22 protein-coding genes and 2 pseudogenes are annotated in these 24,582 nt (G+C 60.9%); 12 read left to right on the top strand and 12 right to left on the bottom strand.

What is annotated here, in order from left to right; all coding sequences use genetic code 11:
• Positions 1-113 precede the first annotated feature (113 nt).
• On the bottom strand, positions 114-380 hold the full coding sequence (locus AC07WT_RS36745; protein WP_492595283.1) for a hypothetical protein: 267 nt from the start codon (positions 378-380) through the stop codon (positions 114-116).
• 601 nt (positions 381-981) lie between these two features.
• Between AC07WT_RS36745 and AC07WT_RS36740 the strand changes: the two genes are divergently transcribed.
• Positions 982-1,797, top strand: coding sequence for a COG4705 family protein (locus tag AC07WT_RS36740; RefSeq protein ID WP_494950746.1), 816 nt, complete (start codon positions 982-984; stop codon positions 1,795-1,797).
• Positions 1,798-1,897: 100 nt separating this feature from the next.
• On the opposite strand, the gene AC07WT_RS36735 is transcribed toward AC07WT_RS36740, so the two are convergent.
• From AC07WT_RS36735 to AC07WT_RS36725, 3 genes and pseudogenes are all read right to left on the bottom strand, one after another.
• On the bottom strand, positions 1,898-4,087 hold the full coding sequence (locus tag AC07WT_RS36735) for a LamG-like jellyroll fold domain-containing protein (RefSeq protein ID WP_494951137.1): 2,190 nt from the start codon (positions 4,085-4,087) through the stop codon (positions 1,898-1,900).
• Between the two features lie 754 nt (positions 4,088-4,841).
• Positions 4,842-6,068, bottom strand: a complete 1,227-nt coding sequence (locus tag AC07WT_RS36730) for an acyltransferase family protein (protein WP_494950745.1) — start codon at positions 6,066-6,068, stop codon at positions 4,842-4,844.
• Positions 6,069-6,409: 341 nt separating this feature from the next.
• A pseudogene (locus AC07WT_RS36725) lies at positions 6,410-6,505 on the bottom strand (thioredoxin); the annotation flags it as partial.
• Positions 6,506-6,711: 206 nt separating this feature from the next.
• Here AC07WT_RS36725 and AC07WT_RS36720 point away from each other — a divergent pair.
• The 5 genes from AC07WT_RS36720 (at position 6,712) to AC07WT_RS36700 (ending at position 11,617) form a co-directional block, all read left to right on the top strand.
• Positions 6,712-7,455 (top strand): DUF3348 domain-containing protein, encoded by a 744-nt coding sequence (locus AC07WT_RS36720; protein WP_494950744.1) that lies wholly within the window; start codon positions 6,712-6,714, stop codon positions 7,453-7,455.
• A gap of 10 nt (positions 7,456-7,465) precedes the next feature.
• Positions 7,466-9,562 carry a DUF802 domain-containing protein gene (locus tag AC07WT_RS36715; RefSeq protein ID WP_494950743.1) on the top strand — a complete coding sequence of 699 codons (2,097 nt, stop codon included), beginning with the start codon at positions 7,466-7,468 and terminating at the stop codon, positions 9,560-9,562.
• Positions 9,559-10,206, top strand: coding sequence for an OmpA family protein (locus tag AC07WT_RS36710; protein WP_494950742.1), 648 nt, complete (start codon positions 9,559-9,561; stop codon positions 10,204-10,206). The genes AC07WT_RS36715 and AC07WT_RS36710 overlap by 4 nt, the downstream gene beginning before the upstream one ends.
• Entirely contained in the window at positions 10,199-10,846 is a 648-nt protein-coding gene (locus AC07WT_RS36705) for a DUF2894 domain-containing protein (RefSeq protein WP_494950741.1), read from the top strand. Before AC07WT_RS36710 ends, AC07WT_RS36705 begins: the two co-directional genes overlap by 8 nt.
• A gap of 288 nt (positions 10,847-11,134) precedes the next feature.
• Positions 11,135-11,617 carry an NUDIX hydrolase gene (locus tag AC07WT_RS36700; RefSeq protein ID WP_494950740.1) on the top strand — a complete coding sequence of 161 codons (483 nt, stop codon included), beginning with the start codon at positions 11,135-11,137 and terminating at the stop codon, positions 11,615-11,617.
• A gap of 89 nt (positions 11,618-11,706) precedes the next feature.
• Here the strand turns inward: AC07WT_RS36700 and AC07WT_RS36695 are convergent, their stop codons facing one another.
• Together AC07WT_RS36695 and AC07WT_RS36690 are read right to left on the bottom strand one after the other, a co-directional pair.
• Positions 11,707-12,201: a hypothetical protein gene (locus AC07WT_RS36695; protein ID WP_494950739.1), complete on the bottom strand. Its 495-nt coding sequence runs from the start codon at positions 12,199-12,201 to the stop codon at positions 11,707-11,709.
• A gap of 821 nt (positions 12,202-13,022) precedes the next feature.
• Positions 13,023-13,751, bottom strand: a complete 729-nt coding sequence (locus AC07WT_RS36690) for a DsbC family protein (RefSeq protein WP_494950738.1) — start codon at positions 13,749-13,751, stop codon at positions 13,023-13,025.
• Positions 13,752-13,793: 42 nt separating this feature from the next.
• Between AC07WT_RS36690 and AC07WT_RS36685 the strand changes: the two genes are divergently transcribed.
• Positions 13,794-14,045 (top strand): hypothetical protein, encoded by a 252-nt coding sequence (locus AC07WT_RS36685; protein ID WP_494950737.1) that lies wholly within the window; start codon positions 13,794-13,796, stop codon positions 14,043-14,045.
• A gap of 102 nt (positions 14,046-14,147) precedes the next feature.
• On the opposite strand, the gene AC07WT_RS36680 is transcribed toward AC07WT_RS36685, so the two are convergent.
• Positions 14,148-14,651 carry a hypothetical protein gene (locus AC07WT_RS36680; RefSeq protein ID WP_494950736.1) on the bottom strand — a complete coding sequence of 168 codons (504 nt, stop codon included), beginning with the start codon at positions 14,649-14,651 and terminating at the stop codon, positions 14,148-14,150.
• A 658-nt stretch (positions 14,652-15,309) separates the two neighbouring features.
• Positions 15,310-16,503 carry an amino acid ABC transporter substrate-binding protein gene (locus AC07WT_RS36675; protein WP_494950735.1) on the bottom strand — a complete coding sequence of 398 codons (1,194 nt, stop codon included), beginning with the start codon at positions 16,501-16,503 and terminating at the stop codon, positions 15,310-15,312.
• Between the two features lie 74 nt (positions 16,504-16,577).
• Here AC07WT_RS36675 and AC07WT_RS36670 point away from each other — a divergent pair, with 74 nt between their 5' ends.
• The 4 genes and pseudogenes from AC07WT_RS36670 to AC07WT_RS36655 form a co-directional block, all read left to right on the top strand.
• A complete protein-coding gene (locus tag AC07WT_RS36670) occupies positions 16,578-16,772 on the top strand; it encodes a hypothetical protein (RefSeq protein ID WP_494950734.1) in 195 nt (64 codons plus the stop codon).
• A gap of 10 nt (positions 16,773-16,782) precedes the next feature.
• Positions 16,783-17,124 (top strand): c-type cytochrome, encoded by a 342-nt coding sequence (locus AC07WT_RS36665; RefSeq protein WP_494950733.1) that lies wholly within the window; start codon positions 16,783-16,785, stop codon positions 17,122-17,124.
• A 139-nt stretch (positions 17,125-17,263) separates the two neighbouring features.
• Positions 17,264-18,238 carry a cysteine synthase A gene (locus AC07WT_RS36660; protein WP_408366259.1) on the top strand — a complete coding sequence of 325 codons (975 nt, stop codon included), beginning with the start codon at positions 17,264-17,266 and terminating at the stop codon, positions 18,236-18,238.
• 32 nt (positions 18,239-18,270) lie between these two features.
• A pseudogene (locus AC07WT_RS36655) lies at positions 18,271-18,446 on the top strand (IS5/IS1182 family transposase); the annotation flags it as partial.
• A 175-nt stretch (positions 18,447-18,621) separates the two neighbouring features.
• Here the strand turns inward: AC07WT_RS36655 and AC07WT_RS36650 are convergent.
• The 4 genes from AC07WT_RS36650 to AC07WT_RS36635 form a co-directional block, all read right to left on the bottom strand.
• The gene (locus AC07WT_RS36650) at positions 18,622-18,828 is read right to left on the bottom strand and encodes a DUF6494 family protein (RefSeq protein ID WP_494950732.1); all 207 of its coding nucleotides are present in this window, start codon (positions 18,826-18,828) and stop codon (positions 18,622-18,624) included.
• Positions 18,829-19,379: 551 nt separating this feature from the next.
• On the bottom strand, positions 19,380-20,144 hold the full coding sequence (locus AC07WT_RS36645; RefSeq protein ID WP_494950731.1) for a hypothetical protein: 765 nt from the start codon (positions 20,142-20,144) through the stop codon (positions 19,380-19,382).
• Positions 20,145-20,479: 335 nt separating this feature from the next.
• Positions 20,480-22,105, bottom strand: a complete 1,626-nt coding sequence (locus AC07WT_RS36640) for a DUF1571 domain-containing protein (protein ID WP_494950730.1) — start codon at positions 22,103-22,105, stop codon at positions 20,480-20,482.
• Positions 22,106-22,637: 532 nt separating this feature from the next.
• Positions 22,638-22,760 (bottom strand): hypothetical protein, encoded by a 123-nt coding sequence (locus AC07WT_RS36635; RefSeq protein WP_492595743.1) that lies wholly within the window; start codon positions 22,758-22,760, stop codon positions 22,638-22,640.
• Positions 22,761-24,036: 1,276 nt separating this feature from the next.
• On the opposite strand from AC07WT_RS36635, the gene AC07WT_RS36630 reads away from it, so the two are divergent.
• Positions 24,037-24,453 carry a plastocyanin/azurin family copper-binding protein gene (locus AC07WT_RS36630; protein ID WP_494950729.1) on the top strand — a complete coding sequence of 139 codons (417 nt, stop codon included), beginning with the start codon at positions 24,037-24,039 and terminating at the stop codon, positions 24,451-24,453.
• Positions 24,454-24,582: the final 129 nt, after the last annotated feature.

Genomic DNA, 24,582 nt, shown 5'->3' with positions numbered 1-24,582 from the left:
GGGGGACTGGCTGTTGCGACGACTGCGTTTAGAGTGGCAGGTCGGCGGCCAGTCCGCTTCGTATTGCGTGGGCAGGCGATCCGTGCGTGATGTCGCGGCGCCGCAGTCCTGCATTACAGGTCAGCGGCCGACAGCGTTACACGTTCGCCGGTGTCTGGCGCTTCCTTCGCCTCTACTGCCTGCAACAGCCGATGCTTGCCAAGCTCGAAGGCGAGCAGCAATTGCCTGGGGGTCCGGTTCGCAGCGCCGAGTTCTTCGCAAACGACTTCGCAAGGCAGCGCAAAGGCGCAGTATCCCCAGCCGAAGCCGTACGCCGAAAACAACACGGTAGAGTCGGTACAAAGGATTGGCTCAGTCAGATTCCTGGTGGGCTGCATCATGGCTCATCGCCCTCCTATCCGACGGAAATGTTTTTTGAATTCTTGCATGTTGACCTTACAAAAGTCCGTGTGTAGGGGTAAGCGATGACGAGGTGCAATAGTTGTTGATTGGTCTGGCGAATTCACTGCAGCGAATACGCGCGCAGGTATCGTGAGCTATTAGGACCAGCGCGGTGTGATCCGGATTCACGGCATTCCATCTATGCGACTGCATAACGGTGCCGTTTCGGTTTGCATTCGACCTCGCCCCCCGGTCGCGCTATCGGCGACTCGAGTGCGGCGACCGAAGCACGATGGGAGGTGATTAGAGAGTAGGACCGACTAACGATTTACGATAGTTAATGTCTTTAGCGATAAAAATAAGCCAAATTTTATGCATTTTGGCGCTCGGTCCAGCCGAGGTTTCTATGAAGCGCCGGCGACTGCCTGGCGGACATTCGCTAGACTTCACCCTACCCGACGGATAGGTCTCTGCCCGGAATAACAGCCATTCCTGCAGCCAGTGAAATCTGCCCTCGACTTCCTTAAGCAGACGTTAAGCGACTGTCTGTCATGCTTGGTCACGGTTTCTGTTTAACTTTGAACAAGGGCATTCATCAATATGAAAAGCGACGCGCGGCAGATATTGGAACATGCGGTCAGCAAGGTCCCGCAAGTCACATTGGGCTTCTGGATTGTCAAGATTGCCGGAACTACGCTTGGAGAAACGGGCGGCGACTGGGTGACGATGTCGCTCAACCTGGGCTATCTGATCGGCTCGGCCATTTTTGCGGTCATCTTTATCGGACTCGTTTCGGGACAAATCAAGGCCGAGCGGTTTCGTCCATCCTTATATTGGGCGACGATCGTCGCGACCACGACGCTCGGCACGACCATGGCCGACTTCTTCGATCGATCAATGGGTGTAGGTTATCCGGGCGGCGTCGCCATCGTGTTCGCACTGCTGCTTGCGAGCCTCGTCATCTGGTACAAGGCGGAGGGCAGTGTGTCGGTCCAGAGCATCACGACGCCCAAGGCCGAGTGGTTCTACTGGATCACAATCCTGTTTTCGCAGACGCTGGGTACAGCGCTGGGCGATTGGGTGGCAGGCTCGGACCGCGGCGGCCTGGGTCTCGGATACGAGTACGGCGCGCTGATTTTCGGCGGCGGCCTGGCGATTGTGGCGGGTCTTTATTTCTGGAAGCGTATCTCGCACACGCTGCTGTTCTGGGCCGCTTTCATCCTGACGCGTCCGCTTGGCGCGACGCTTGGAGATTTCCTCGACAAACCCGTCACCGACGGCGGCCTGCACGTCAGCCGGCTGTATGCGTCGGTGATATTGCTGGTCTTCATTGTTGCGTGCGTCATGCTGATTCCTCAACGCCCGGCAACCCGGACAAAGCCGGTGAGAGCGAGCGGCGAATACGGGGGCGCCTGACGGGTATTGAGTTTGCCTGGCGACGCGGCCGATCCGGTGCATGTTCGCCAAGGACAAACGTTGCCAGATGCCGCGCCACCGGCATCTGGCTTGTCCGTCGCTACGCGGAAATCAATGCCGTAATCTGCGCGGCGCTAAGCGCGTTACGGTAGATGCGGAACTCGTCGATCAAGCCGTTGAAATACGGGTCGGCTGAAAACTGCGAACGGCCGATCCAGTTCTGGTTCGTACTTTCCAGCCGGAACGGCGCAAACGACATCGCCGTGTTGGAGCCGATCTCGCTGCCGTTCAGGTACAGCGTGCCGACATTGCCCGACAGCGTCACCGCGACGTGAACCCATTGCCCCGTGGGCAGCGCGACGTTGCCGTCGATGCCCTGCTCGCCGGCGGCGCCGTTGAGCGTGATCGCGAAGCGTGCGAACCCGCTATTGGCGCGCGGCGTCAGCATCATGTAGCGGCCCGTGCCGGAGCCGAAGTCGAATATGCGCTCCCAGGTCTTCGCTGCATTCCAGTAGACCCAGGTAGCGATCGTGAAGTCCGACACGTCGGCCACGAGGTTGTCCGGCAGGCTGACATAGCCCGTGCTGCCATCGAGCGACACGGCATTGCCCTTCTTGCCGGCCGCCCGGCTCGCACCGCCGACCAGCGTACCGGTATGTCCGTTCCCGCTCGAATCGGCCGCGCTCGTGCCGCTGCTTTCGTCGAATGTCAGCCAGGTCTGCAGTTGCACCGCCGTGATCGCGACGGCCTCGTTCGATGCAGCCGTTTCACCGGACGGTGTCACCGCGGTCACGACGTAGTAGTAGGTGCCGGCTGCAAGACCGCTGTCCGTATAGCTGAGCAGATCGGTGACGCCGTTCGCAATGGAGGTATAGGGTCCGCCCGACGTAGTGCCGCGCTTGACGTTATAGCTCGTCGCATACGCCGTGCCCCACCACGACAGGATCACCTGCCCCGCGCTCACGCTCGCGCTGAGCGCGCTCGGCGCCGCGCCGCTTGCGATCGCGTCCAGCGTGCAGGTCAGCGTTCCATAGCCCAGTTGGTCGTAGCCGCCGCTGTCCGATCCATAGTTGCCTCCGCCGCCTTCCGGCTGAACCAGTGTCGCAAACTTCTGCGTATAAGGCGCGGCCAAACCCTTGCGGTTGACGTAATGGTTGTAGACCAGCGCCCAGCAAGGCCGCGCCGTACCTTGAGCCAAAGTCGAAAACCCCGTCTGGTTGACGTTGTCGACATTGTTGTAGCGTACGAAGGGCACCGTGTAATAGTTCGTGCCCGACTGGATCAGGTTGCTCTTCGCAACGTATTCGGCGCCCATCAGGAACCGGTTGTTGTCGTAGCCATAGAGGTCGACGCCCTGATTCCAGGCCATTTCGCAGATCGTCCCCGCGAGCGCGATGCCGAGCGTGGCATGCCCCTGGTCGCGTCCCGATTCCTGCCATTGGCCAAGATAACCCGGATGAACGTAGTACACAGCTTGCTGGATCGCGCCGTTGCCTGCGCCGCTCTTGAAGTAGGTGACGGCCTCGTCGAATAGCGCCTGATCGTCGCATAGCACGCCGATGGCCATGATCGATGCCATGTTGCACAGATCCCAGTTGGCCCAATAGTGGGTCACCTCGGTGTTGTTGTGCCGGTTGATGAAATCGTGGTTGATCGGATAGAAGACGTTGCGCATCATGCTCTGGAAGCGCGCGAAGTCGGCGGCCGCCCAGCCTGAATAGGTGCGCATGATTTCACCGGCATTGGCGAATTCGTAGCCGTAGATGCCGGCCGCGAGATCGGCGTCCGTATCGCCGCCGATCCCGGTCAACGTGGACGACCATGCGTTCATGATCTGCACCGACTTGTCGGCGTAAGCGGTGTTGCCCGTGACTTTCCAGCGCAATGCGCATGCGTACGCCGCCGCGACGTCGTTGTACAGCAAGGAGTAGTTCTGCGGATGCACCCCGTCGCTACCCCGATAGACGACTGCCTGTGGGCGCGGTGTCCAGGACAGGCTGGCATGACTGTTCGCAATCAGGATGTTCCAGCTATCGATCCACGGCGAAGCCTTCGCCGCGACCTTCTGGCTCATCCGGTCGAAATCGGCCTGGGTGTGCAGCAGACCTGGATGGACGAACGTGCCGGATGACGAACTGCTTAGCACCGCCGCGCGCGACGCGGCCGCCGCAAGCGATGACCCGGACGATGCTTCGGCGTTGCCGCCACCGCCGCAGGCGGACAGCGCCAACGCACCGAGGCTGTAAAGGAATGTACGACGCGAAATGCCTTCAGCAATGTGTGCCTGCATCGCGAAGGAATCCGCTTGTCCAGACAATGTTTCAGGAGTGTCTGGATTCACGTGAGCTCGTTGCACATCGAATTTGCTCGATTTCGATCTCTTCATACCCTGCTCCATCTCTGATTGGGACGCGCCCGGCGGTTGATCCATGTAACGATTCCGGGCGTCGCCGATAGTTGGCAAACGTTTGCTCTCGAGGCCGCAACGTTCCTCGCCCGTACCAAGCGGCGAACAAAATCATCACGGCCTGTTTGTCTGTTGCAGTTCAGTGAACCCTGTTGGCTTCACCCAGGTTTTGATACGCGCGTTCAGTGCCCGGCAAGGCTTTCTGTTTTGCCGGATGGCTTGTCCCGATACACTTTTGCGCTGCGACGTCGAATCTGAATGCGAATGCCGGTTGATTCATTTCGATCATTTAAGACAGCCGAAATCACATCGGATCAAGCGATTTCGACAGGTGTTCCGAAGATCAGACATAGCTGAGCCGCCAGAATCAAGCCGTGACGAGCGCGGATGGCGGCGGCTGCTGATGATCCACGATCCTCCATGGTATACGGCCACGTCCAGTCATTCTGAAGAGCGGAAGCAGGTGTTATTTCATCGGTTTCAGGTAAGGCGCTGGATGTAAAGCAAGCTCCAGCAATGGTCTATGAATAGGAAAGGAAATCCTTATAAAAAAATCAGGATTTATTTACAAAGAAATGTTCATAGAGTGAGCGAGCCTGAGGAATAGGCTCGCGGAAATCAGCGAATAAAGCGCGCGTCAACTTTCCGACCCGGTCGCCCGCGAGAGTCTGTCGTGCTCGCCGCGCAACTCGTCGTGGCGCGGCGACGCATCGCGGTCGATCTCCCGCTGACGCAGCCGCCCCGGCAGGCGCGCTGAGGTGCTTAGCGTCTTGCCGAACAAGATGCATGGCGATTCGATGAATCGATACGTAAGCGATGCGCTCGCACAGAGCAGAACGACATAGGCAAGACCGACAAGCCAGAATGCCGGCATGCTGGCGAATGCGAACGAGCGGATTGCGGGAATGGAAAAGAACAGCGTGAGGAACAGCCCCTGGGCAAGGTAGATGCTATAGCTCGCTTGTCCCAGCATCTGCACGGACCGGCTCGTCAGTAAGCCGAATAGGGTGGTGCCGGAGCTGATCAGATAGAAGAGGAGCGAATAGTACGCGACAGACATCGGGGACAGTGTTTGGAATGCATGTGGCGCAGCAAACATTGCGGCAAGCAGCAACAAAGCGGCAGACGACGTAGCGCGGTTGTCGAGATGAATCCGGTGGCCCGTATGATGAAGTGACGCGGCGCTCATGCCGGCAAGGTACAGCGAGGCGAACATGGGCATCGTCTTGTGGCTCGTCAGCCCTGCGACCAGCAGGCAGACGGTCAGGGCCAGCAATGGGAAGAGCACGCGGGTCTTCTTTCCGGATAGCAGGGCCAGCACTGGCAGGCACGCGTAGAAGAGCCACTCCCAACGCAATGTCCACGTTACGCCGGCCAAGATGAGATCGGCCCTCGGGTGGCCGTTCACCGTATGCGGCACGTCGACGATCCCCACGCCGAGCCAGCACAGCACCTGGTAGGCGACGCTGCTTGCCGGCTCGCGCAGGATGAAGCCGGTGCGCGCAAAGACGACAAGCAGCATGATGCTGACAACGAACAAATACATCGGACCAATGCGAAACAGACGCGCGATATACAACCGTAACCAATCGGTCTTGATGCCGGCCTGAAGGACCTTTTCCCAAAAGACGAACCCTGTGATCATAAAAAAGAGTGGGAACGACTCGAAATAGCCGATCATGCCTTCCCATTCGCCCGTCTCGATGGCTTTGTGGGTGCGCAGCAAGTGACTGACGGCGACATTGATCGCAAGAAAGGCGCGCAATCCATTTATCGCGGCGTTGCGTGCAGGCGGCGAACTCGCCGGCGCGGCGTTCGACCGTGCTTGCCAGAGCTGAAATATCCAGAACGTGGTCGCCAGCAAGACGATGCTCGGTAAGGCGGGGGAGTAACCGATCATGGGCGTCTCCGGTCTCGTGGAACGGGCCAAGCGGGAGCGGTGCTCGACCGAAGCAGCGATCGTCTGCCCGCCGTGACCGCGTTCACCGGCTCCACTCGCATGCAGTAGGACAGCGCGTTGGCCGCGCTGTGTATAGGCTTCCTTCCTGGGTACGCAAAGAGAGCCGCGTTCTCTGTGTGGAACGCGGTCGAGAGGCTCAGTTTTCCCCTCGCTGTCTCCGTTTTATAGACCCGAGTATGGGTCGTCAATGGGGTTGCTTCCCCAAACGCTCGGAATTCTGGGGGCCGGCCCACCGGCCACACGCGTTATTCCTTCTGAGCGACCAGCTTCTGGATTGCCGCTTCGGTCTGAGCGTAATCGCCTTCGCCGAAGTGGCTATAGACGATCTGTCCTTTCCTGTCTCGTCTGGATGTATCTCGTGTGTGTCGATTGGGATTCGAATGCGCAATGTTTTGTATCTATTCGGCGCGTGGATGCATTGCGATACAAATCGCGGAGCTATGCCACCAGCAGCCTGAAATTCCGCGTTCACCCGTCCCACTAATCAAGAAGCGGCAGTCTTCAGCCCGGCGGCGTGTAAACTGCTGACTTTTTTGACTTTGGTGGTATGGTGCAAGCCCCGCAGCGCACAGCTTTCAGCGGTCCGACGCTCATTCGCTTACTGGCTCGCCTGACAGACGCCGACGTTCCCGAATCCACGCAATCGCTCTCGGACCGGCTGAGCCAATGGCTCGGCTGGACCGACGCCATCGCCTTGTCCAGCGCGCTCAACGGCAGTCCGCCTGCCGCAGCATCTGGCGCGCGCGCCTTCGGCAGCGCTGAAGAGAACGAGTGCGACCGCGTGCGCACCTCGTTGGCACATGCCATCGCCGGCGACAGTGCGTTCGCCGGCGCCAGACGGCGCGGGCCGGCGCAAGCGCCCGTCCAGGGCGCCCCCATGGATGCAGCGGTCGATTACGCGGTTTTTCGTCAACGCTATCTCTCCTTGCAGCAGGAGATGGAGACGGGTATCGACAATCTGCGCGGCCGTCTGCGGCAAATGCTGGCCGCCAGGACGCCCGCCATGACCCGGCTCGCGGTAATGGATGCCGTCATGGAGCGAGCGCTGAGTTCGCGCGAGCAGAACCTGCTGGCCGCTGTGCCGGGGCTCCTTGCAGCGCACTTCGAGCGTTTGTGCCGGGCCGGGCAGGACACGCTGGCCGACGCTCGAGTTTCGGGCGATGCCGCGGCGGTCACGCCCGGCGCATGGCTCGACGTGTTCCGCAAGGATATGCAGAGCGTGTTGCTCGCCGAACTGGATCTTCGTTTTCAACCGGTCGAAGGGTTGCTCGCGGCCCTTCGCACCAGCTAACTGGGACACTATGTCCAGACATCTTCTTAATCTCGTTGTTTTTCTGGCAGGTCTGGCCGTTGTGTGCTGGATCGGCGCCGGCTACGCCGGCTCGAACCCGCTGGCGCTGGCCGTCACGATGCTGGTTGGCGTTTGCTATCTGGCCGGCGCGCTCGAGTTGCGACGCTACAGCCAGGCGACTTCCACCCTGGCGAGCGCCGTTACGGCGCTGTCCGTACCACCGCCGAGCCTTGGCGCCTGGCTCGACCGCTTGCATCCCAGCCTGCGCAATGCGGCGCGCCTGCGCATCGAGGGTGAGCGCGTGGCTTTGCCGGGGCCGGCGCTGACGCCGTATCTGGTCGGCCTGCTGGTCTTGCTGGGCATGCTGGGTACGCTGCTGGGCATGGTGGCGACCCTCAGGGGCACCGGGATGGCGCTGGAAAGCGCGACGGACTTGCAGGCTATCCGCGCTTCGCTGGCCGCACCGGTCAAGGGGCTGGGATTTGCGTTCGGCACCTCGATTGCGGGCGTGGCCACCTCCGCCATGCTCGGGCTGCTTTCCGCGTTGTGCCGGCGCGAGCGGATTCAGGCGGCGCAGTTGCTCGACGTCAAGATTGCGACGACCTTGCGCATCTACTCGCAGACCCATCAGCGCGAGGAAACCTTCAAGCTCCTCCAGCGGCAGGCCGAGGTGATGCCCGCTCTGGTCGATCGGCTACAGACGATGATGGCGGCCATCGAGCAACAGGGCCTCACCTTGAACGAGCGGCAGATCGCCAGCCAGGACGTCTTCCATGGCAGGGCGGAGGCCGCCTACACGCGCCTTGCTGCCTCCGTGGAGCAGTCGTTGAAGGAGAGCGTCGCCCAAAGCGCCCGCGTCGCCGGCGCGGCGTTGCAGCCGGTCATGCAGGCCACGATGGCGGGTCTCGCGCGCGAGTCGGCCTCGTTGCATGAGACCGTCACGCACGCCGTGCAGCGTCAGTTGGACGGGCTGTCGACCGGTTTCGAGACGACTACGACGACCGTGGCGGATATCTGGAACCGGGCATTGGGCGAACACCAGCGATCGAGCGAAGTGCTTGCCCAGGACCTGCGCGCCTCGCTGGACCGATTCAACGAGACTTTCGAACAACGCTCGGCCGGCCTGCTGGAGGGCGTCTCCACCCGCCTGGAAGCCGCGGCCGGCAGTGTGGCGCAGGCGTGGGGCGAGGCGTTGTCGCGGCAAGAGCGCGTCGGCGAGAAACTGGCGGGCGACAACCAGCGAGCCCTGGCGGCGGCCACTGCGACCTTCGAGCAGCATTCGGCGTCGCTGCTAAGCGGCGTGAGCCGATCGCATGCCGACTTGCAGGCGGAATTGGCGGCGCGCGACCAGCAGCGCCTCGCGGGCTGGACCGAAACGCTCGGTTTGATCGCCGCGACGCTGAGCAAGGAGTGGGAGCAGACGAACGCGCACGCCGCGAGCCGGCAGCAGCAAATCTGCGACACGCTGGAGCAGACCGCGCGCGACATCTCGGCTCAGACGCGGGCTCACGCGAGCAACACGATTGCGGAAATCTCCCGCCTCGTGCAAGCCGCCTCGGAAGCGCCCAAGGCCGCGGCCGAAGTCGTCGCCGAACTGCGTCAGAAGCTCTCTGACAGCATGGTTCGCGACACCGCGATGCTGGAGGAGCGCAGCCGCCTGCTGGCCACGCTGGAAACGCTGCTCGATGCTGTGAACCATGCGTCCACCGAGCAGCGGTCGGCCGTCGACGCGCTGGTCGCGACGTCGGCGGATCTGCTGGAGCGTGTCGGCACCCAGTTCACCGACAAGGTCGAGCTCGAGACCGGCAAGCTGGGCGCCGTTGCCGCGCAAGTCACCGGCAGCGCCGTCGAAGTGGCGAGCCTCGGCGAAGCATTCGGTGTGGCCGTCCAGTTGTTCGGCGAGTCGAACGACAAGCTGGTGGCCCACCTGCAGCGTATCGAAGCTGCGCTGGACAAGTCCCTCGCGCGCAGCGACGAACAGCTTGCCTATTACGTGGCGCAGGCGAGGGAAGTCGTCGACCTGAGCATGAGGTCGCAGAAGCAGATCGTCGAAGACCTGCAACAGCTCGCCGGCCAGCGGGCGTCCGCCGGAGCCGAAGCGGCATGAGCGAGGAAATCGACGGCGGTGTGGAGACAACGGCGCCGATATGGGCCGTATTCGGCGACCTGATGTCGGTGCTGCTGGGCGCCTTCGTGCTGATCCTGGTGGGCATCATCGGCGTGCAGTTGGAACTCTCGACGAGGCTGGATGAAGAGGTCAAGCAGCGGCAGATGGAAACGCAGCGCCGCAAGAGCCTGGAGCAGGCGCTGGCAGGGCCGCTGGCGGCGGGCCGGGTGACGCTGGTCAACGGGCGCATCGGCATCAGCGGCAGCGTGCTGTTCGCGCTGAACTCCGATCAATTGCAGCCCGAAGGCCGGGAAGTGCTGAAGAGCCTGGCCGGGCCTCTGTCCGGGTATCTCAAGGCCCGCGACGAAATCCTGATGGTGAGCGGCTTTACCGACGACCGCCAGGTGCGGGACGGCAACCGCCGCTTTGCCGACAACTGGGAGCTGTCGGCGCAGCGCGCGTTGACGGTGACGCGTGCGTTGATCGATGAAGGCGTGCCCGCCTCCTCGGTATTCGCGGCTGCGTTCGGCTCCGGGCAGCCCGTCAGCTCGAATGCCGACGACGCCGGACGAGCCAGGAACCGGCGAGTGGAAATCGCGCCTGTTCCGAGGCCGTCGACGGCAACGGTGAAGTCCCATGACTAATGGCGTGACACACGCCCGGGCGACGCTCGACGCATGGCGCGAGCACGGCGCCGATCGCCTGGATCCGGTCCGCTTTCATTTCATCGAGGCGCTGGATCGGCGGGCGGCTGGCCACAGCGGCGAGGCGCGGCGCATCCTGGATGACAGACTGTCCAAACTGCTCGCAGCCTATGCCGATGATCTCGAGCGCGCCGGCCCCAGGCCTGGCGACGCCGACGGCGCTTCATCGTCAGGCGAGCCCGCTCGCGGAGCGCTCGCCGGACTGATCGATCACATTGCCAGCCACGCGCCTATGGATGGCGCCGGCCCCGCGGCCAACGCCGCGCCGCGGCGCCCCTCCTATCCGGAACTGGAGGTGCTCGATTACTTCAGAGACATCTGGTCCAGGCTCAGCACCCAGAAGCAGTTGCGGCAGTCGCTGGAGCAGGTGCCGGGGAATGCCGGTCCGCTCAACTCGAGCAGCCTCGTGCATCGGTCGCTCTCCTTGATGCGCGAGCTGTCGCCTGGGTATCTCCAGCAGTTTCTGTCGTATGTCGACGCTTTGTCGTGGATGGAGCAGATGAACGGCGGCGCCGTGGCGGGTAAAGATGCGCCTCGCGCCGGGAGCGCCAGGAAGAGCGCCCGGGGCAAAGCACGCTAGCGCCGTCAGTGCGGCACCCATTCCCGCGAGGACCGAAGCCCTCATCATCTCGCTGCTGTTGGTTTGCAGGCTGTTGCTCCGCAATAGCCGTTTTTCATCGGCAATCGTTGCGTGCCGTCACAAACCTGTCACACCGAAAAATCAACATCGCTTGATGAATCAGCCGAGCCTGGCGGTCGGCGTGGCCGGACCAGAAGCGAGTACTCGTGGAGCCGGGGAGCCTGAGATCGCATTCTGGCGTGCTTTCGTCATCACCGCCCGACGCCCGGCAGGAATGGACGAGACTTCATGAAACAGCGCGCGACTGTCGTGTGCCAGCAAGGAACGCGAGTTCTGCTGGTAGGCCGGGAACAAAGTAGATGGTCGCTGCCGGGCGGCAAACCGGAAGTGGGGGAAACGCTGGAAGATGCGGCGTTGCGCGAGTTGTTCGAGGAAACCTGCCTTCGTGCGGGTGCCTTGAAATTCATGTTCGAATTTGCCGGCGCGCATACCCGCCATTACGTTTTTGTGGCTGAGGTTGCGCAGGGGCAATTCCCGGTGCCCAGCAACGAGATTGCCCATTGCTGGTGGGCCAAGGTGACGGATGTCCCGAAGCTCGCCACCAGTGTGTCCACCAAGGGCATCGTGGGTCTGCTGGCCATGGATACTCGCCGCCCTCTACGGCTGCAAAACCGCCGCGAGCGAGCACAGTCGTTCGTGCAGAACCTCAGGCTCGCACTACAGGAAGGGAGCAATCAGGGCCAGCCTTCCTTCATGAACGCCAAAGGCTGACACCGCCAGGCAGTCGCCCCGCACTTTGGAACGGATGATTAGCGCGGGGGCAAAACCAGCCCTTCGCGCATGTGCCGTCGACGCAGCTTTTATCCCTTTGCAGGTCGCCCCGTCTTCACTGCTTCCACTGACGACACCGCGGCTACAAGTCGTTTCGGTGCGGCGGACTCCAGCATCAGCAGCCCTGCACGCAACAGCTCACTCTTCTTGACGGAAACGCCGGCATCCAGACACTTCTGCTTCAGCGCCGCGATTTTTTCGTAGTCGGATTTTGGCATGGTGAAGCTGTCGCGCACGACTTTCTCTTTCTTTGCGCGCTTCACTTTTGCCTCTGCGGGAGCGCTGGCCGGTGCGGCCTCCTCAGCCACCGGGCGTTTTGATTTCGCGGCCTTCTTGGTCGTGGCGGACTTTTTCGTCGTAGCGGGCTTGTTCGCAGCGGCGGCCTTCTTCGCAGTGGCGGGCTTCTGCGCAACCGGTTGCTCCGCAGCGACAACGGCTTTGTCATCGCCTGATGCAACGCTATTCGAATTCTTCGGGAAGTGGAATGCTTTCTTGCTGGGCTTCTGGGTAATGGGAGCGGTCATGTGAACCTCTGCGTTGATAATGGTATAAACAGTATATACCGTTTATTGCAATCATCCCGTCGGACAGGTCCCACCGTCTTTCTATCGTTACCTGGTGCGCCGCACTGAAGCGAAGAAACAGAAATCCTGCAATCGCTAGCCGGTGTACGCGTCAGAGCGGTTTTCAGCGCTGGGAAAAGGTCCAAATTCTTGACATTCATCACGGCGTCGTAGCGCTTGGCGACGTGGACCAACCGTTTGATCCACGCCGACGACGGGCAAACGCTATAGGGCGGTCGTTTGTCCGAGTCGAAGGGGTGCCACTACCGTAGGCAATGGCCGATGAAGAGGCGGTGCGGGCCGCCCGGCTGGCGGCCGGTCATCGGCCGGAGCGGACGTTCATCCATAGGCGATGACAAGGCAGGTAACGATTCCTTTCCCGCCATTCGCACGTCGGCAACCATCAATGTCAGGTTTCATTGCAAGCGGATGCGTACTTGCGACCCGTTGCGGCCCGTCAAGCCAGCGCGACATCTACGGCGGCTTTCAAGGTACAACGGCCGTTCGTCGACTCGCATAGGGAGACGGGAGTTCGGCCATTGCCGACATTGGGGCGGGCTGAGTTGTACGTCAGCAATGTGGCGGATTGCTGACGGGCTGCGTCAAGGAGACGGACGGCAGCTTTCTGCATCAGCGAACTCACACTCCCGACCCAGAACTGCCGTTCCGACTCGCGCCACCGCAACGACCTCTTTCAAGCTATTGCGGACAGTGGACGCCCTGCCGCGTCAATGGCGGCTGTTGCGGGCTGCTCGGCATCACAGGCACGAATCAGTGCGCGTTTAGTGCCCGTCCGTCAAGGCGCGTTCAAGCGCGTCGACCGATACGGCGCCGAGAAGCCGTCGGCTGTTGGCAAGAATGATCGTCGGCGTGCCCGTCACGTTCGCGCCACGCCCGAGTGCGAGATTCCTTTCGAGCACGCTCGTGTCGCAAGCCGTCGATGCCGGCGACGGAGCGCGGCGATCCAGCATCCACGCTTCCCACGCCGTGACGCGGTCGGGCGCACACCAGATTGCCTTCGATATCGTCAACGAATCGGGCGACAACACCGGGTAGAGGAAGGTGTAGACCGTAACGTCGTCGACTGACTTCAGCGCCGCTTCGAGCCGCCTGCAGTACGGGCAGTTTGGATCCGAGAAGACGACGATCTTGCGGCTACCCTTGCCTTTGACGACCTTCACTGCATCGGCAAGCGGGAGGCTTGCGAAATCGACTTTGTTCAGCTCGTCGAGGCGCGCTTTGCTCTGATCGGTGCGCGTCTTCGTATCAACGAGATCACCTACAATCACATAGTCGCCGTTTGCGTCGGTGTAAATGATCCGGGAACCGAGGTTCACCTCGTAGAGGCCTGCGATCGGCGTCTTTTCGATGCTCTTGATTTCGATCTCGGGCAGGCGCGCTTGCAGCATCGATCTGATCTTGTCGGCAGTCTCATCGGCGTATGTCGGGCAGCTCAGTGTCACCGTGCTGAGAACAGCAGTCGCTGCCGCGATGCGCATGAAGTTGGGCATGATTCGGGTCCTTCTGTTGCGAAGCGTCGCACGCGCGGCCTGATGTTAGGTAGCTACGTCAATCAGCCGCCGGCCTGGCGCGCTCCCTTCTCACCGGAGCACACGCGTAAAGCGCGCCTCATCGGACGCAGTGCCTCGATGGTCTCGCGCGAGCTGGCACGTAACCGCAATTCTTTGTGCCTCATTCCGATGGGCCACGGGCGGCGTTGCCAAGCTTTGCTGAACGCGCCTTTGCAGATCGCGAACGATACCTTCAAGATTCATACGTCGATTGGCTTTCCCAACATGCCGTGACGCCGGTATTGCAGTGACCCGCGCCAAGCCTCGTGCGTGCAACCCGTGACGCAAAAGAAGAGGCGGCCGGCAGGACCAGCCAGCCGCCTGAATGTCGACGTATCAGGGGCACATGAAAATAGTCGCGGAGACTGAAGACGGGACGGCATTCTGCGTGATCGAATTCGTGTCATCGGTGATCTGAATACCTGAATAGCTAACCTGTGAAAGCGTCAGCGTCTGGCCGCCAGGGCACTTGAAACTCCCCGCACTAGGCGGAGCGAGCATAAGACACGCATTAATTGAGCCATTTTTTCCGGAATTGAACGACCCGTTGGCGCTGACTGGCCCATTTACGGTTGTCTTATTAGCGGCGTTCGGGCACTGCCCGCCGCCGTTCTCACAAACGTAAGTGGCAGCCGCTTGCGCGCTTGCGGTGTAGTTAATTAATTGATTGTTCCCGAGACCGGCCTCCTTGAAACACACTTCCGCGTCGCCATCGGCTTGTAGCGTCGATGTCACCTTACCTACGAAATGTGGATTTTGTGCCGATGCCGGAAGCGCCGTCCAGGCCAACGCAGCGAAAACAAAGGCCAGCGCTGCGCGTGCTGCGATCGTTTGACACATGTCATACTCCTCATATCCAGAATGGCGGCACACTACGCCTTAGCAGTCGGAACGCTGCACCGGCCGATCAAGGCGAATGACCAGATCCCCCCGTGCTACCCACGACGCAATCGATCAGAGAAAAAAGCTGCAAAGCCGCGACCGCGATAGCCGCAACGATTGTTGCGGACATTAGTTTTTCATATACGTTGCATTCAGAAAATAAAACCAGTCAATTCGTGCGCTGGAATCGGTTTGCGCTTCGATTTTTCAATTTACAAAATAACTAACTAACCCCTTCACGGTCCCCATCGACAAAAGTATTGTCGATAGTGATTAACTGAGAATCCGCGCATATTCTAAAAGCACCCAGCGTCTTGTATGGATAATACGAATATCACGCTGATGGACGATTTAATCTATTTTTTAAACAGCCGATTCGATGAAAAGTATAGGTTTACGCAGGAGTTACTTTATGGCGCTATCGGATACGCGCTAGGTTGTGTCTGAAATCAATCAAGCGCCGCGAGCACCACCAAGCAAGCGACGAAAGAGTCGTAGGCCGGTTTTCTTGCGGCCCATGCAAGAGCAGAAAAATCAGTAGCGAACGACCGATTCTGGAGTAAAACGGTCGCGTGAACGTCCTGCCGACCGCGAGGACGAAAGTCCGCTAAGCGTCTTAATTTCCGGGATAGTCCGCTGCATAGGGAAAACCAAGCCCTCCGGAGGTGAGTTCTGGTGGTGACACCACAATTTGCCTCGATCCATTCTGGAATTGGGCGACCTCATGACCCTGTATTCCCTGGAATTGGATCTGCAGGACCCGCGGTTCCGCCCATTCGCCATTTACCCCAAACCTCACAGCGCCTATGACTGTGTGAAAGGTCGTGCTTCGCGTGTACGCCGAGAGGCTTGCATCGTCGAAGCCACGGGTAGCTTCGACAGCCTGGGCAACCACCTGCATCTGGGCGTCGGCGAGCGGTGCCATGTAGTGTCCCAGGAGGTCGACGCCGACGTCGCCGGCTCGCGCCTGGTAGGTATTGAGTAGTTCCTGAACGCCCGGGAACATCATCTTGGGGACTGGCGCCCAATACTCGTAGTTCACGAAGCCATTGAGCAGCGGCCCGAGTGTGGTTTTCACCGACGCATTCTGAGGACCGATCATGGCACCGCCAACCATCTTCGGACGAAAACGGTGTGTACTGATGGTTCGCACAAGACCGATCGAGTCAGCGAGGTACGAGCAGAGAAACAGCAGATCGCAACCGCTTTCGGCGACAGCGTCGATAACAGGCGCAAAATTCTCGGTCGTCAGTGGATAAGTCGCCTCGTGCACAATCTGGAAGCCGTGCTTCACGGCATTGGCCTTCGCGCCGAGAACGGGATTGCGTGAAAATTCCGCATCTGCCGAGACCAGCGCCACAGTCAAAGGCCGAGGCGTCTGCGCAGCGGCGAGCTCGAAAAATCCCTCGGTGAGGGCGGCATTCGGATCCGGTCCAGTTGGAATCATGGCGAAGTAGTTCGGATAGGCAAGCGCGTTGTTGACGCCCAAGCCCATCAACCCGACGAAAAAGCGCTGTCGCTGCATGATCAACGGCATCGCCGGCAACAGGCTGTTGGTGCCGTAACCGCCGATGACGAGATCGACCTTGTCTTCGTCCATCAGCCGCTTGTAGATGCCTGGAACGAGTGAAGCATCCGCACGATCATCGTAGCAGACGAGTTCGACAGGGCGGCCAAGCAGCCCACCGCGGCTGTTTACGTTCTCCCGCCAAATGTCATGGGCGAGCCGAGCCGAGCGGCTGTTGTCCGCGACGGGACCGGTGAGCGACAGGCAGTACCCTATACGGATTGGCGCTGGTGCGGTGGGCACGATCAGACGCCCGATCCAGCGCGCCCCGCGAGAAGCTGCAGTTCCCAGGCCAAGGCGACACCGCTGGCTCCGCCATGTTCGAGAACGACTACGGCAAGTACAGCTTCCGCCGCTGGACCGCGCAGTTTACGCCGCGTCACGCCGGCCAGTGGGTGCTGAAGGTTAAAGCCGTCAACGACCACGGCGTCGCTCAACCGGACACCCCGAACTGGAATGCCGGCGGCTACATGCGCAATGTCGTCGAATCCGCGACTGTGGTCGTCGCGTGAGGAGGGGAACATGAAGGCGGCTGCTGTAGTCCTGTCGATGTGCGCGATCTGTGCATGGCTGTCCGCGGCGGCTGCCGGCCCGGACAAACCGGGCAGTGCGGCGACCCGGACCGTCGACGTCACGATGCCGGGCGGTACGGCGACGTTCCCGCCCGGCGACGGGGCGGACCGCGCGAACTCGCAATGTGTGCAATGCCATTCCGTCGGGATGGTGACGCGACAACCCGCCCTTTCTTTCGACGAGTGGAAGGCCGAAGTGAACAAGATGCGCACCGTTTACGGCGCGCCACTGTCGGCCGATGAGGTTGAGCCGATCGCAAGGTATCTGACGGCGATCAATGGCAAGCCTTGATCAGGTTCAAATGACGTGTCGAAAGGGCCTGCAAATTTGCACCCGAGCCAACTGAACAGGGGTAGCGCCCGTCGGGGTGATCGGCCTATTCTGGAAGCATCCGCCGTTCGTCACGATTGAGCGCGTCCAGGGGAACATCATGAATGTACAGAATGGTTTCGTCGACTGCATTGGCAGCACGCCGCTGATCCGGCTTGCCAAGCTCAGTGCGGAAACGGGGTGTGAAATTCTCGGCAAGGCGGAATTCCTGAATCCGGGCGGATCGGTGAAAGACCGCGCGGCGCTGTATATCATCCAGGATGCCGAGCGGCGTGGCGTGCTCAAGGCTGGCGGCACCGTGGTGGAGGGCACCGCCGGCAATACCGGGATCGGGCTGGCGCATATCTGCGCCACGCGTGGTTATCGCTGCGTGATCGTCATTCCGGAGACCCAGTCGCAGGAAAAAATGGACCTCCTTCGCGTACTCGGCGCGCAGGTGCGTCCGGTGCCGGCGGTGCCGTACAGGGATCCGAACAACTACCAGAAGATCGCCGGCCGTCTGGCGCAGGAGATGGAGAACGCTATCTGGGCCAACCAGTTCGATAACCTCGTCAACCGGCAGGCCCACTATGAAACCACCGGGCCGGAAATCTGGCGCGACACGGCGGGTACGGTGGACGCTTTCGTGTGCGCTACAGGGACGGGTGGCACGCTCGCCGGCGTCGCGCGCTTTCTCAAGGAACAGAATCCGGCGGTGAGAACCGTGCTTGCCGACCCGCACGGCAGCGGGCTGTACAGTTTCGTGAAAACGCGCGAAATCAAGGCGGAAGGCAACTCGATCACGGAGGGCATTGGCTCCAGCCGTGTCACTGCCAACCTCGAGGGCTCGCCGATCGACGACGCGGTGCGGATCGATGACCAGAGTTGCGTCACGATGGTGTACCGCCTGCTGCGGGAGGAGGGGCTGTTCGTGGGCGGCTCCAGTGGTATCAATGTAGCGGCAGCCGTCTGGCTGGCGCAGCAGATGGGGCCGGGCCACACCATCGTCACGCTCCTGTGCGATCGTGGGGACCTGTACTTTGCCCGGCTATTCAATCCCGCCTGGTTGATGGAAAAAGGGCTCGTGCCGGGTTGAGGCGGTGACTTCACGTTACGCATCTCCCGCGAACCGGCAGGGTTCTGCTACAGAACCAGACGATCGCCCGTTTCCGCAAAGACAACGGCAAAGCAATCCGGGCGGTCTGCCGCCAGTTGGTGAAGAATGCGAGCAGTTGGATCTTTTCTCCGATGCCCTCGTCGCGATTGATGGCAGCAAGTTCAAGGCGGTAAACAATCGGGGCCGCAAGCGCCCGATAAGCTGCGCACCATACGGCGAGGAGTAGCTGCCCGGCTTCGAATCACAAACGTTCGGACCAGCCCGGAATTCCTGGTCAGCCTCCATTGCAGACGGATTGGAAATGCAAAGGGGCGTGGCCGCTGGGGCGGTGGGCGCGACGGGCCGTGGCGTACCTCGCACTCTTATTCGAGCCTGATTAAGTCCTCGAATTCGACTTTCAGCTTGACTTCCGGAACTTCCAACGTAACTTTCGCGGGAAAAGATTCAGTTCCTGCGATGGCACCGCTAGCAATGGCCTTGGCCACTGCATGCTCGATCTCACGCTGAGAATTTACGCCAACCATTTTTAAGAACTTACGTACACTGAGGTTGAAGCTATCTTCGTTCATTTGGGCTCTCCAGTTTTCCGTGAACCTGAAAATTTTCGATGACACAGATGGTTGGGGGAGGGACCTCAAGTATGCGCGCGATACGTCGATGCAACGCGCAGGAGTCCCACCGAAATTGGTGTCGCCAAGCATGGACAAAAGCCTATTTGGGGTGCCGTCAGGAAACGGACGAAATCGTACGCCTGACGTCCGGGAAGTCCTGTCGCATAAGGCTTGGCGCTAACGCTGCGTTCCGACCCTTGGCCGAAAAACGGAGTCCATTCGCAAGCTGTTGATTATATTGATTGTGCGGTGCGGCTATCGTACGTTTTCGTCCGTTTCCTGACGGCACACCAACCCGTACGCACGTCGGCGCCGCAAGCTGAACCGCGCCACAGCAGCAACAATTTTCGCCGGCCGGATATGCCTGCCAGGTCAGTCCGCTCGCGGCCACGACTCATCGGGCGCGTCGAGTTTCCGAAGCGCCGGGGCCAGCGTCCGCAGTCTTTCGACGCCGGGTTGAGGCGCGCCACGCGCGCTGGTCTTTGGCCGCGGAATGGTGATGGCTTCAGTCAGTTGCGTCTTAGTTCCGCGTTGTAGGCCAGAGCGCCATTGGCGACGGCAAACAGGAAGTCATTGTTCCTGCCATCCCCGTCATCGACGAGGGTAGCCAGACCGGTCAGCGCCTGGCTACCCACCTGCAACGTCATGCGATAGACATCCACCGTCGGATCAAGAACGGACAATGTGCCAGCGAAAGCTTGCCCGGCCGCATCCCGGTAAGAGACATTCCCGTTCGCATCGACGTTCAGAGCGGTAAGTCTCTGGCTGATGGAGTAGGCACCTGCGGCGCGCGGCAGCGTGCCCGACTCGTTAAAGTAGTCCGGATAGAAGTTCAGGAACGAGATCGTTCCGCTGTCATTCGCAGTGGTGTAGTTGGCGAATGCTGTGCCGGTCCGATCATCGAACTCCCCAGCGATCTGGAAAGGTTGCACGGCACCTGCACTAGAGGTCGGCGGCACCACAGTGACATCGACGCCGTCGCAGTTTGTCTGCGTATAGGTCGTGCCGGCACCGGAGAAAAAGGGTCCGCTCGCTGCAATGTTTGCAGAGGTCTGGGCGCAGTCGTCGGTGATAAGGCTAAGGGCGCCGCCTGCCGTCACGATCACGAACATGCCGGTGTCGCGGCCCGTCAGGTTCGAGTGCACATGGCCGTTCCAGATTCCCTCCATGATGCCGGCAACCCCAAACGGCCGATGATCGTGGTGGTCGCCTCCGCATGTCACCACGCTGCCAAGCATTGCGATCGACAGTAGCCAAACCCATAGCTTCTTCATGAGTTCACCTGCGTGTTTAACAGACCCGTCAATAGTGGCTTACGGCAACGGCACGGCAGCGTAAAGTAGGGTCAGCCCTGGGACAGTGGACCTGGACCGCGCAGAGAGCCTCGGCTTTCCGGGTTCCGACTTCCGTCGACTCCGCAGCATAAAGCGCCAGGCGTGGCGAGCACGCTATACGCCGAAGTTGAAGAGCAGGGCCACTATGAAATCCGCTGACTCGCGCCTCATTCACCAGGCGAGCTCGACGCTCCTGGGTTGATGAATACGCCGGCTCCGCGCTCGCGGATGCGTTTTCTGACGGTTGCGTGACGGTCTCGGTCATCGCATCCTCCTCACTGGAAGTCGTATTCGGGGTTATGCCGGTCGAAGGTGGTCTCGCTCCAGTGGTGAGGCACGACGTCTTCGAACTGGATCAGTTCCAGTGGCCGGCCGCTGTCGTCCCACGCGGCTTCGCCACGGGGCCAGGGGTGCTGAAGATCGAACAGCAGTCTCACGCGCTGTGCATAGTGCGCAGGCGGCCCCGACGGAGCAATCCACGTCCAGGCTAGCAACCGCATTCCATGGGCGTTCACGAGTTCGATGCGGGTCGGCCGTTCAGTAAGACCCTCTTCTCGAAAGCTGCGTGCGTCGTGCTCGACGATGCGCGCGATGAACTGCAGACCGAGATCGCGGACGCTATGGCGGGACTGGGTGTGCGCGAGCGGGCCATCGATGGCGATCTTGCCTGACACGAAATGCAGTGAGCCCCCCAGATGGCCGAAGATGCTATCCCGATCCGTCGTTTCGTCGTAAAGAAGCTCCTGTCCCGCATGGTCTCCGTCAGGCAGCCATTTTGCGTAGACTTTTCGTGGGATGTCCTGGTAACGGACAACCATGTGATCGGGCCTGTCAGGCCATCTCCCGAGCACGCGCTCCTGCCGGAACATCCGGTATTCGCAGCCGCCATCGGGGAGCATGTCGGACCTTGCGTACTCAACGAAAGCTTCCGGCTTCATCGCGTCCATCAGGGACAGAATCTGATCGTCGGTCAGGGAGGACAGGGTGTGGTTTTCGATTCGTATTCGCAGCGACGCCGCCTGTTGGCCAGCCGTGAGACACCGGAACTTGTCGAGCTCCGCACTCACGGCGACGGATGTAGCGGCACTGGCGCATCGCGCCGACGTACCGGATGAAGCAGGCACAAGTGGGCTGGTCGATTGAGCCAGAGCGCCAATTGAGAAGATCGGGCACGTCAACGCGAGCGCGCGCAGCAACGTCCGCGCGGTTGCCTGCCATCCCGCAGCAGGCGGGCTGCTCCAGCTTGCAGGGTGATCAGAACTGCGAAAACCGTCAAGCACCGCAGGTTCGAACCACCGCCCGTTGCGAGGTTTCTGCCTAGTCCCCAGCGCGCCGAAAACGTCGATCATCGTGGAGCGCAACGGCGCCTCGGAGGCGTGACCAGTCAGCGCGAATCCCACTCTCTGACTCACCCAGAAGAACGCGCTGCGGGTGCCATCACGAAACAGGCGAAACACCGTGGCGCCCTTTGACTGCGCAGCGACATGCAGGGTAAGCGGGGCCTTGACGGGGATCTGGTACATGAATTGCCTTGCAGGGCCGGACTCGTCGTGCAGCATGTGACTGCCGACCAGCGGATAGCCATATTCCCGAAGCGAAGGCACCGGCAACGGCCGAGGGAGGGGCATGGACGACCACTTGTCGAGATGATCCTCGTTCGCCGCCATGACATCCACGGGGTGGCGATGCTCGGGCGCCGACACCGCGTAAGCGATGTCGGCGCGCTTCGCAAACACGGGCTGATCGGCCGGGAATCCAGCCGACACCCAGCCGGGTGCCGACCTGAGCACCACGCCCACGCCCCGGCAGGAGGCTGCCACGCACGCGTGCCGCCACCACGGCGTGCGGCGCCGCACGACGATGCATCGAGTGTCTTCTCGCGGGTCGCCGAACAGTGCCATCAATGCAGCTTTCTGGGCGCGGTAATCGGCTACTCGGGCGGCTGCCTCCCGGTCATTGGCTAGCCAGTCGAGCGTGGCCGCGCGCTCCGTGGCGGACAGCTCATTGTCGGCAAACGCCGACAGCGGCCACAGATCCGGCTCGCCCGAGCCTCGACTCCTCCGGTCACTATCGTAGATTATGGCCCGCCTCCCGCTACCCTGGTTCGATGCCTCGTGATACCTGAACGCCGCGAGTCGACCAACAGCAGGATCCGGCGTTGCTCGACGGGCAGGCACCAATACCCCCTGCAATGCACATCGCGCAGGACCCGCTCGTCGCCCCGCTGGGGCTGCCGGGTCGACCTCGAAAACGCATGGAGGCAATCGCGGCCCCTAAGACGTCGTCAGGATCATCAATATCCGCCGCCGCCACTGCTGTTACCACCGCTGGACGTCGCGCCATCGCCATGCATGCTCCCGTCGGACGAGCATCCCCGCACGGCGACTGCGAAAACCATCAGGAATGCTGAAAATAGTCGAACTGCTTTCAACGTCATCTCCTGTGAGCGCGGCCAGCGAGCCGATCGCCTGACCGCAGTTTCATGCTGTGCCGCATGCCCTTCAAGCCGTCACCATTCATATCGCCGTATTCCCTGTCCGCCGCAAACCGGTACAGGCGGTGTCCTTTGTATGCCGCGCCGCCTTGTCATATGGATCCGCGAGGCGTCGGTGGCCAGTTCGCGGCACAGGCATCGCCGCACGCACTCTCGCCAAGCAACGGTGTCCTTGTCGATGACGCACCGGGTCTTGCCATCATCGTCGAGCCATTTGCCGAGGTCCGTCTTGCGTACGTCGGCAAACGGGGGAGCAGCAAGGCTTGCGCACGCGGGCAGTACGATCCAGGTTCCTGGCACGTTGCCTTCTTCCCGGTCAGGAACGACATCCGGGTACAGATCTGGGCTCGAAGCATCGCATGCCACTGGTGTTAATAAACGTGCGACGGGACAGCTTTATTCCAATCGGGTGTGGTGAAGGTGACAGAGCCGAAATTGCGTTCGGCACAAAGGCGCAACCTTGGGGTCGAGCGTGAACGCTTGTTGATCGGCTGCACTTCCGGCTTTGCCGGACGGACCAAACCGCAAAAGCGGCCCGCCGGTCTTCCCCTTGCGCGCTGCCACTGTGGAAGCACGTCAGTCCTGCTTTTGACTCTCACCTGAACCTTCAGCGTGGCCAGGGTCCCGTGGCCGTAACGTTAACTCCGGTTCATGCCGCCATCCGCGCGGTCGAATTCGCCCTCCGCATCGGCGCCGCGCACGGCGTACTTGACCGTCGCGTTTAGCGGGCGCTCAAAGGAAACGAGTTCGCTTCATCGGACTCGTCGCGCATTTCAGCGTCAGCGTGCCAATGGTTTGCGTCGGCGTGGCGCCGCTGGCACGGCGTTCGCGTACGGGCTTGTAGCGGCAACGCCCATCGTGGGCGCTGACTTGCCCCAAATCGGTGTGTGGCATGGCCGGTTGTCGACGCCGATGTCAGTGCGTGCGGTGGTGATTGGCGTTGCGCGAAACGCGTGCGTACAGCTCCGATTCGCTGGGTACGTCATCATCCGGCATGCATCTTCATTGGACAGCGACGGACATGAAAATAATTCCTGGACATAGGAATAACCGTGCTGCGCTGACGTTTTAATACCGTAGTGAGCAGGCGGGCGGAATGGTCAGCCCTCGAAGCGCATTCGATCCTGAGATTCATTGTTGCTTGCGACGACCACGACCCGGACGGCGGCGTCAGCAGCGCTATGCCGTTAGCTATTGACTCGTGCTGCGGTCGATGGATCGCACGTCGTTTCCTTGCGCTTCTTCCGGCCCTTCTCAATGAAGCGAGCGGCCAAGGCATGATGCGTAGGGCGACCAGCGATACGTGGAAGCTCGGGCCGATTTGCAGAGGAAAATGTCATGATCTCCAGTCCAAGCACCGCGGTCCTCCTTGGTGCAGCCGCGCTCGGCCTCGTCTGCAGTCCCGGTTACGCAAACGAGACGATAAAAGCCACCTTGCTCAACAACGCGATCCAGCTTGATGTGAGTCGTGTCAAGGCCGGTACAGTCACGTTCGAGGTAAGCAACGCACCGGACACGGCTCAGACACACGAATTGGTCGTGCTAAAAACTGACCTGGCCGCCGATAAGCTGCCAGTTAAAAAGGAACAAGTGCCAGAGAGCCAGTTCAAAAAAATGGGAGAGGCGCAGGACATGGCTCCTGGCAAGAACAGTCGTCTGACGCTCAAGTTGGCACCCGGCCACTACGTACTGATCTGCAACAAGCCCGGACACTACGCTATGGGGATGCATACGTCTTTGGTCGTCACGCGCTGACGCGACCTGCTTCGTGCGTTCCTTGATGCGCCTTCACTTATCGCCGATGGCGTGAGGTCGGTCGGAGGCTGTCGAGTCAAACGGGTTAAGGCGCTAGTAGATTCAACAGAAGCGCTGGGTGAAGGCGAC

This window comes from Paraburkholderia sp. GW821-FHT02A12 (genome assembly GCF_059422005.1).
This window is presented reverse-complemented; position numbering and strand designations above follow the sequence as displayed.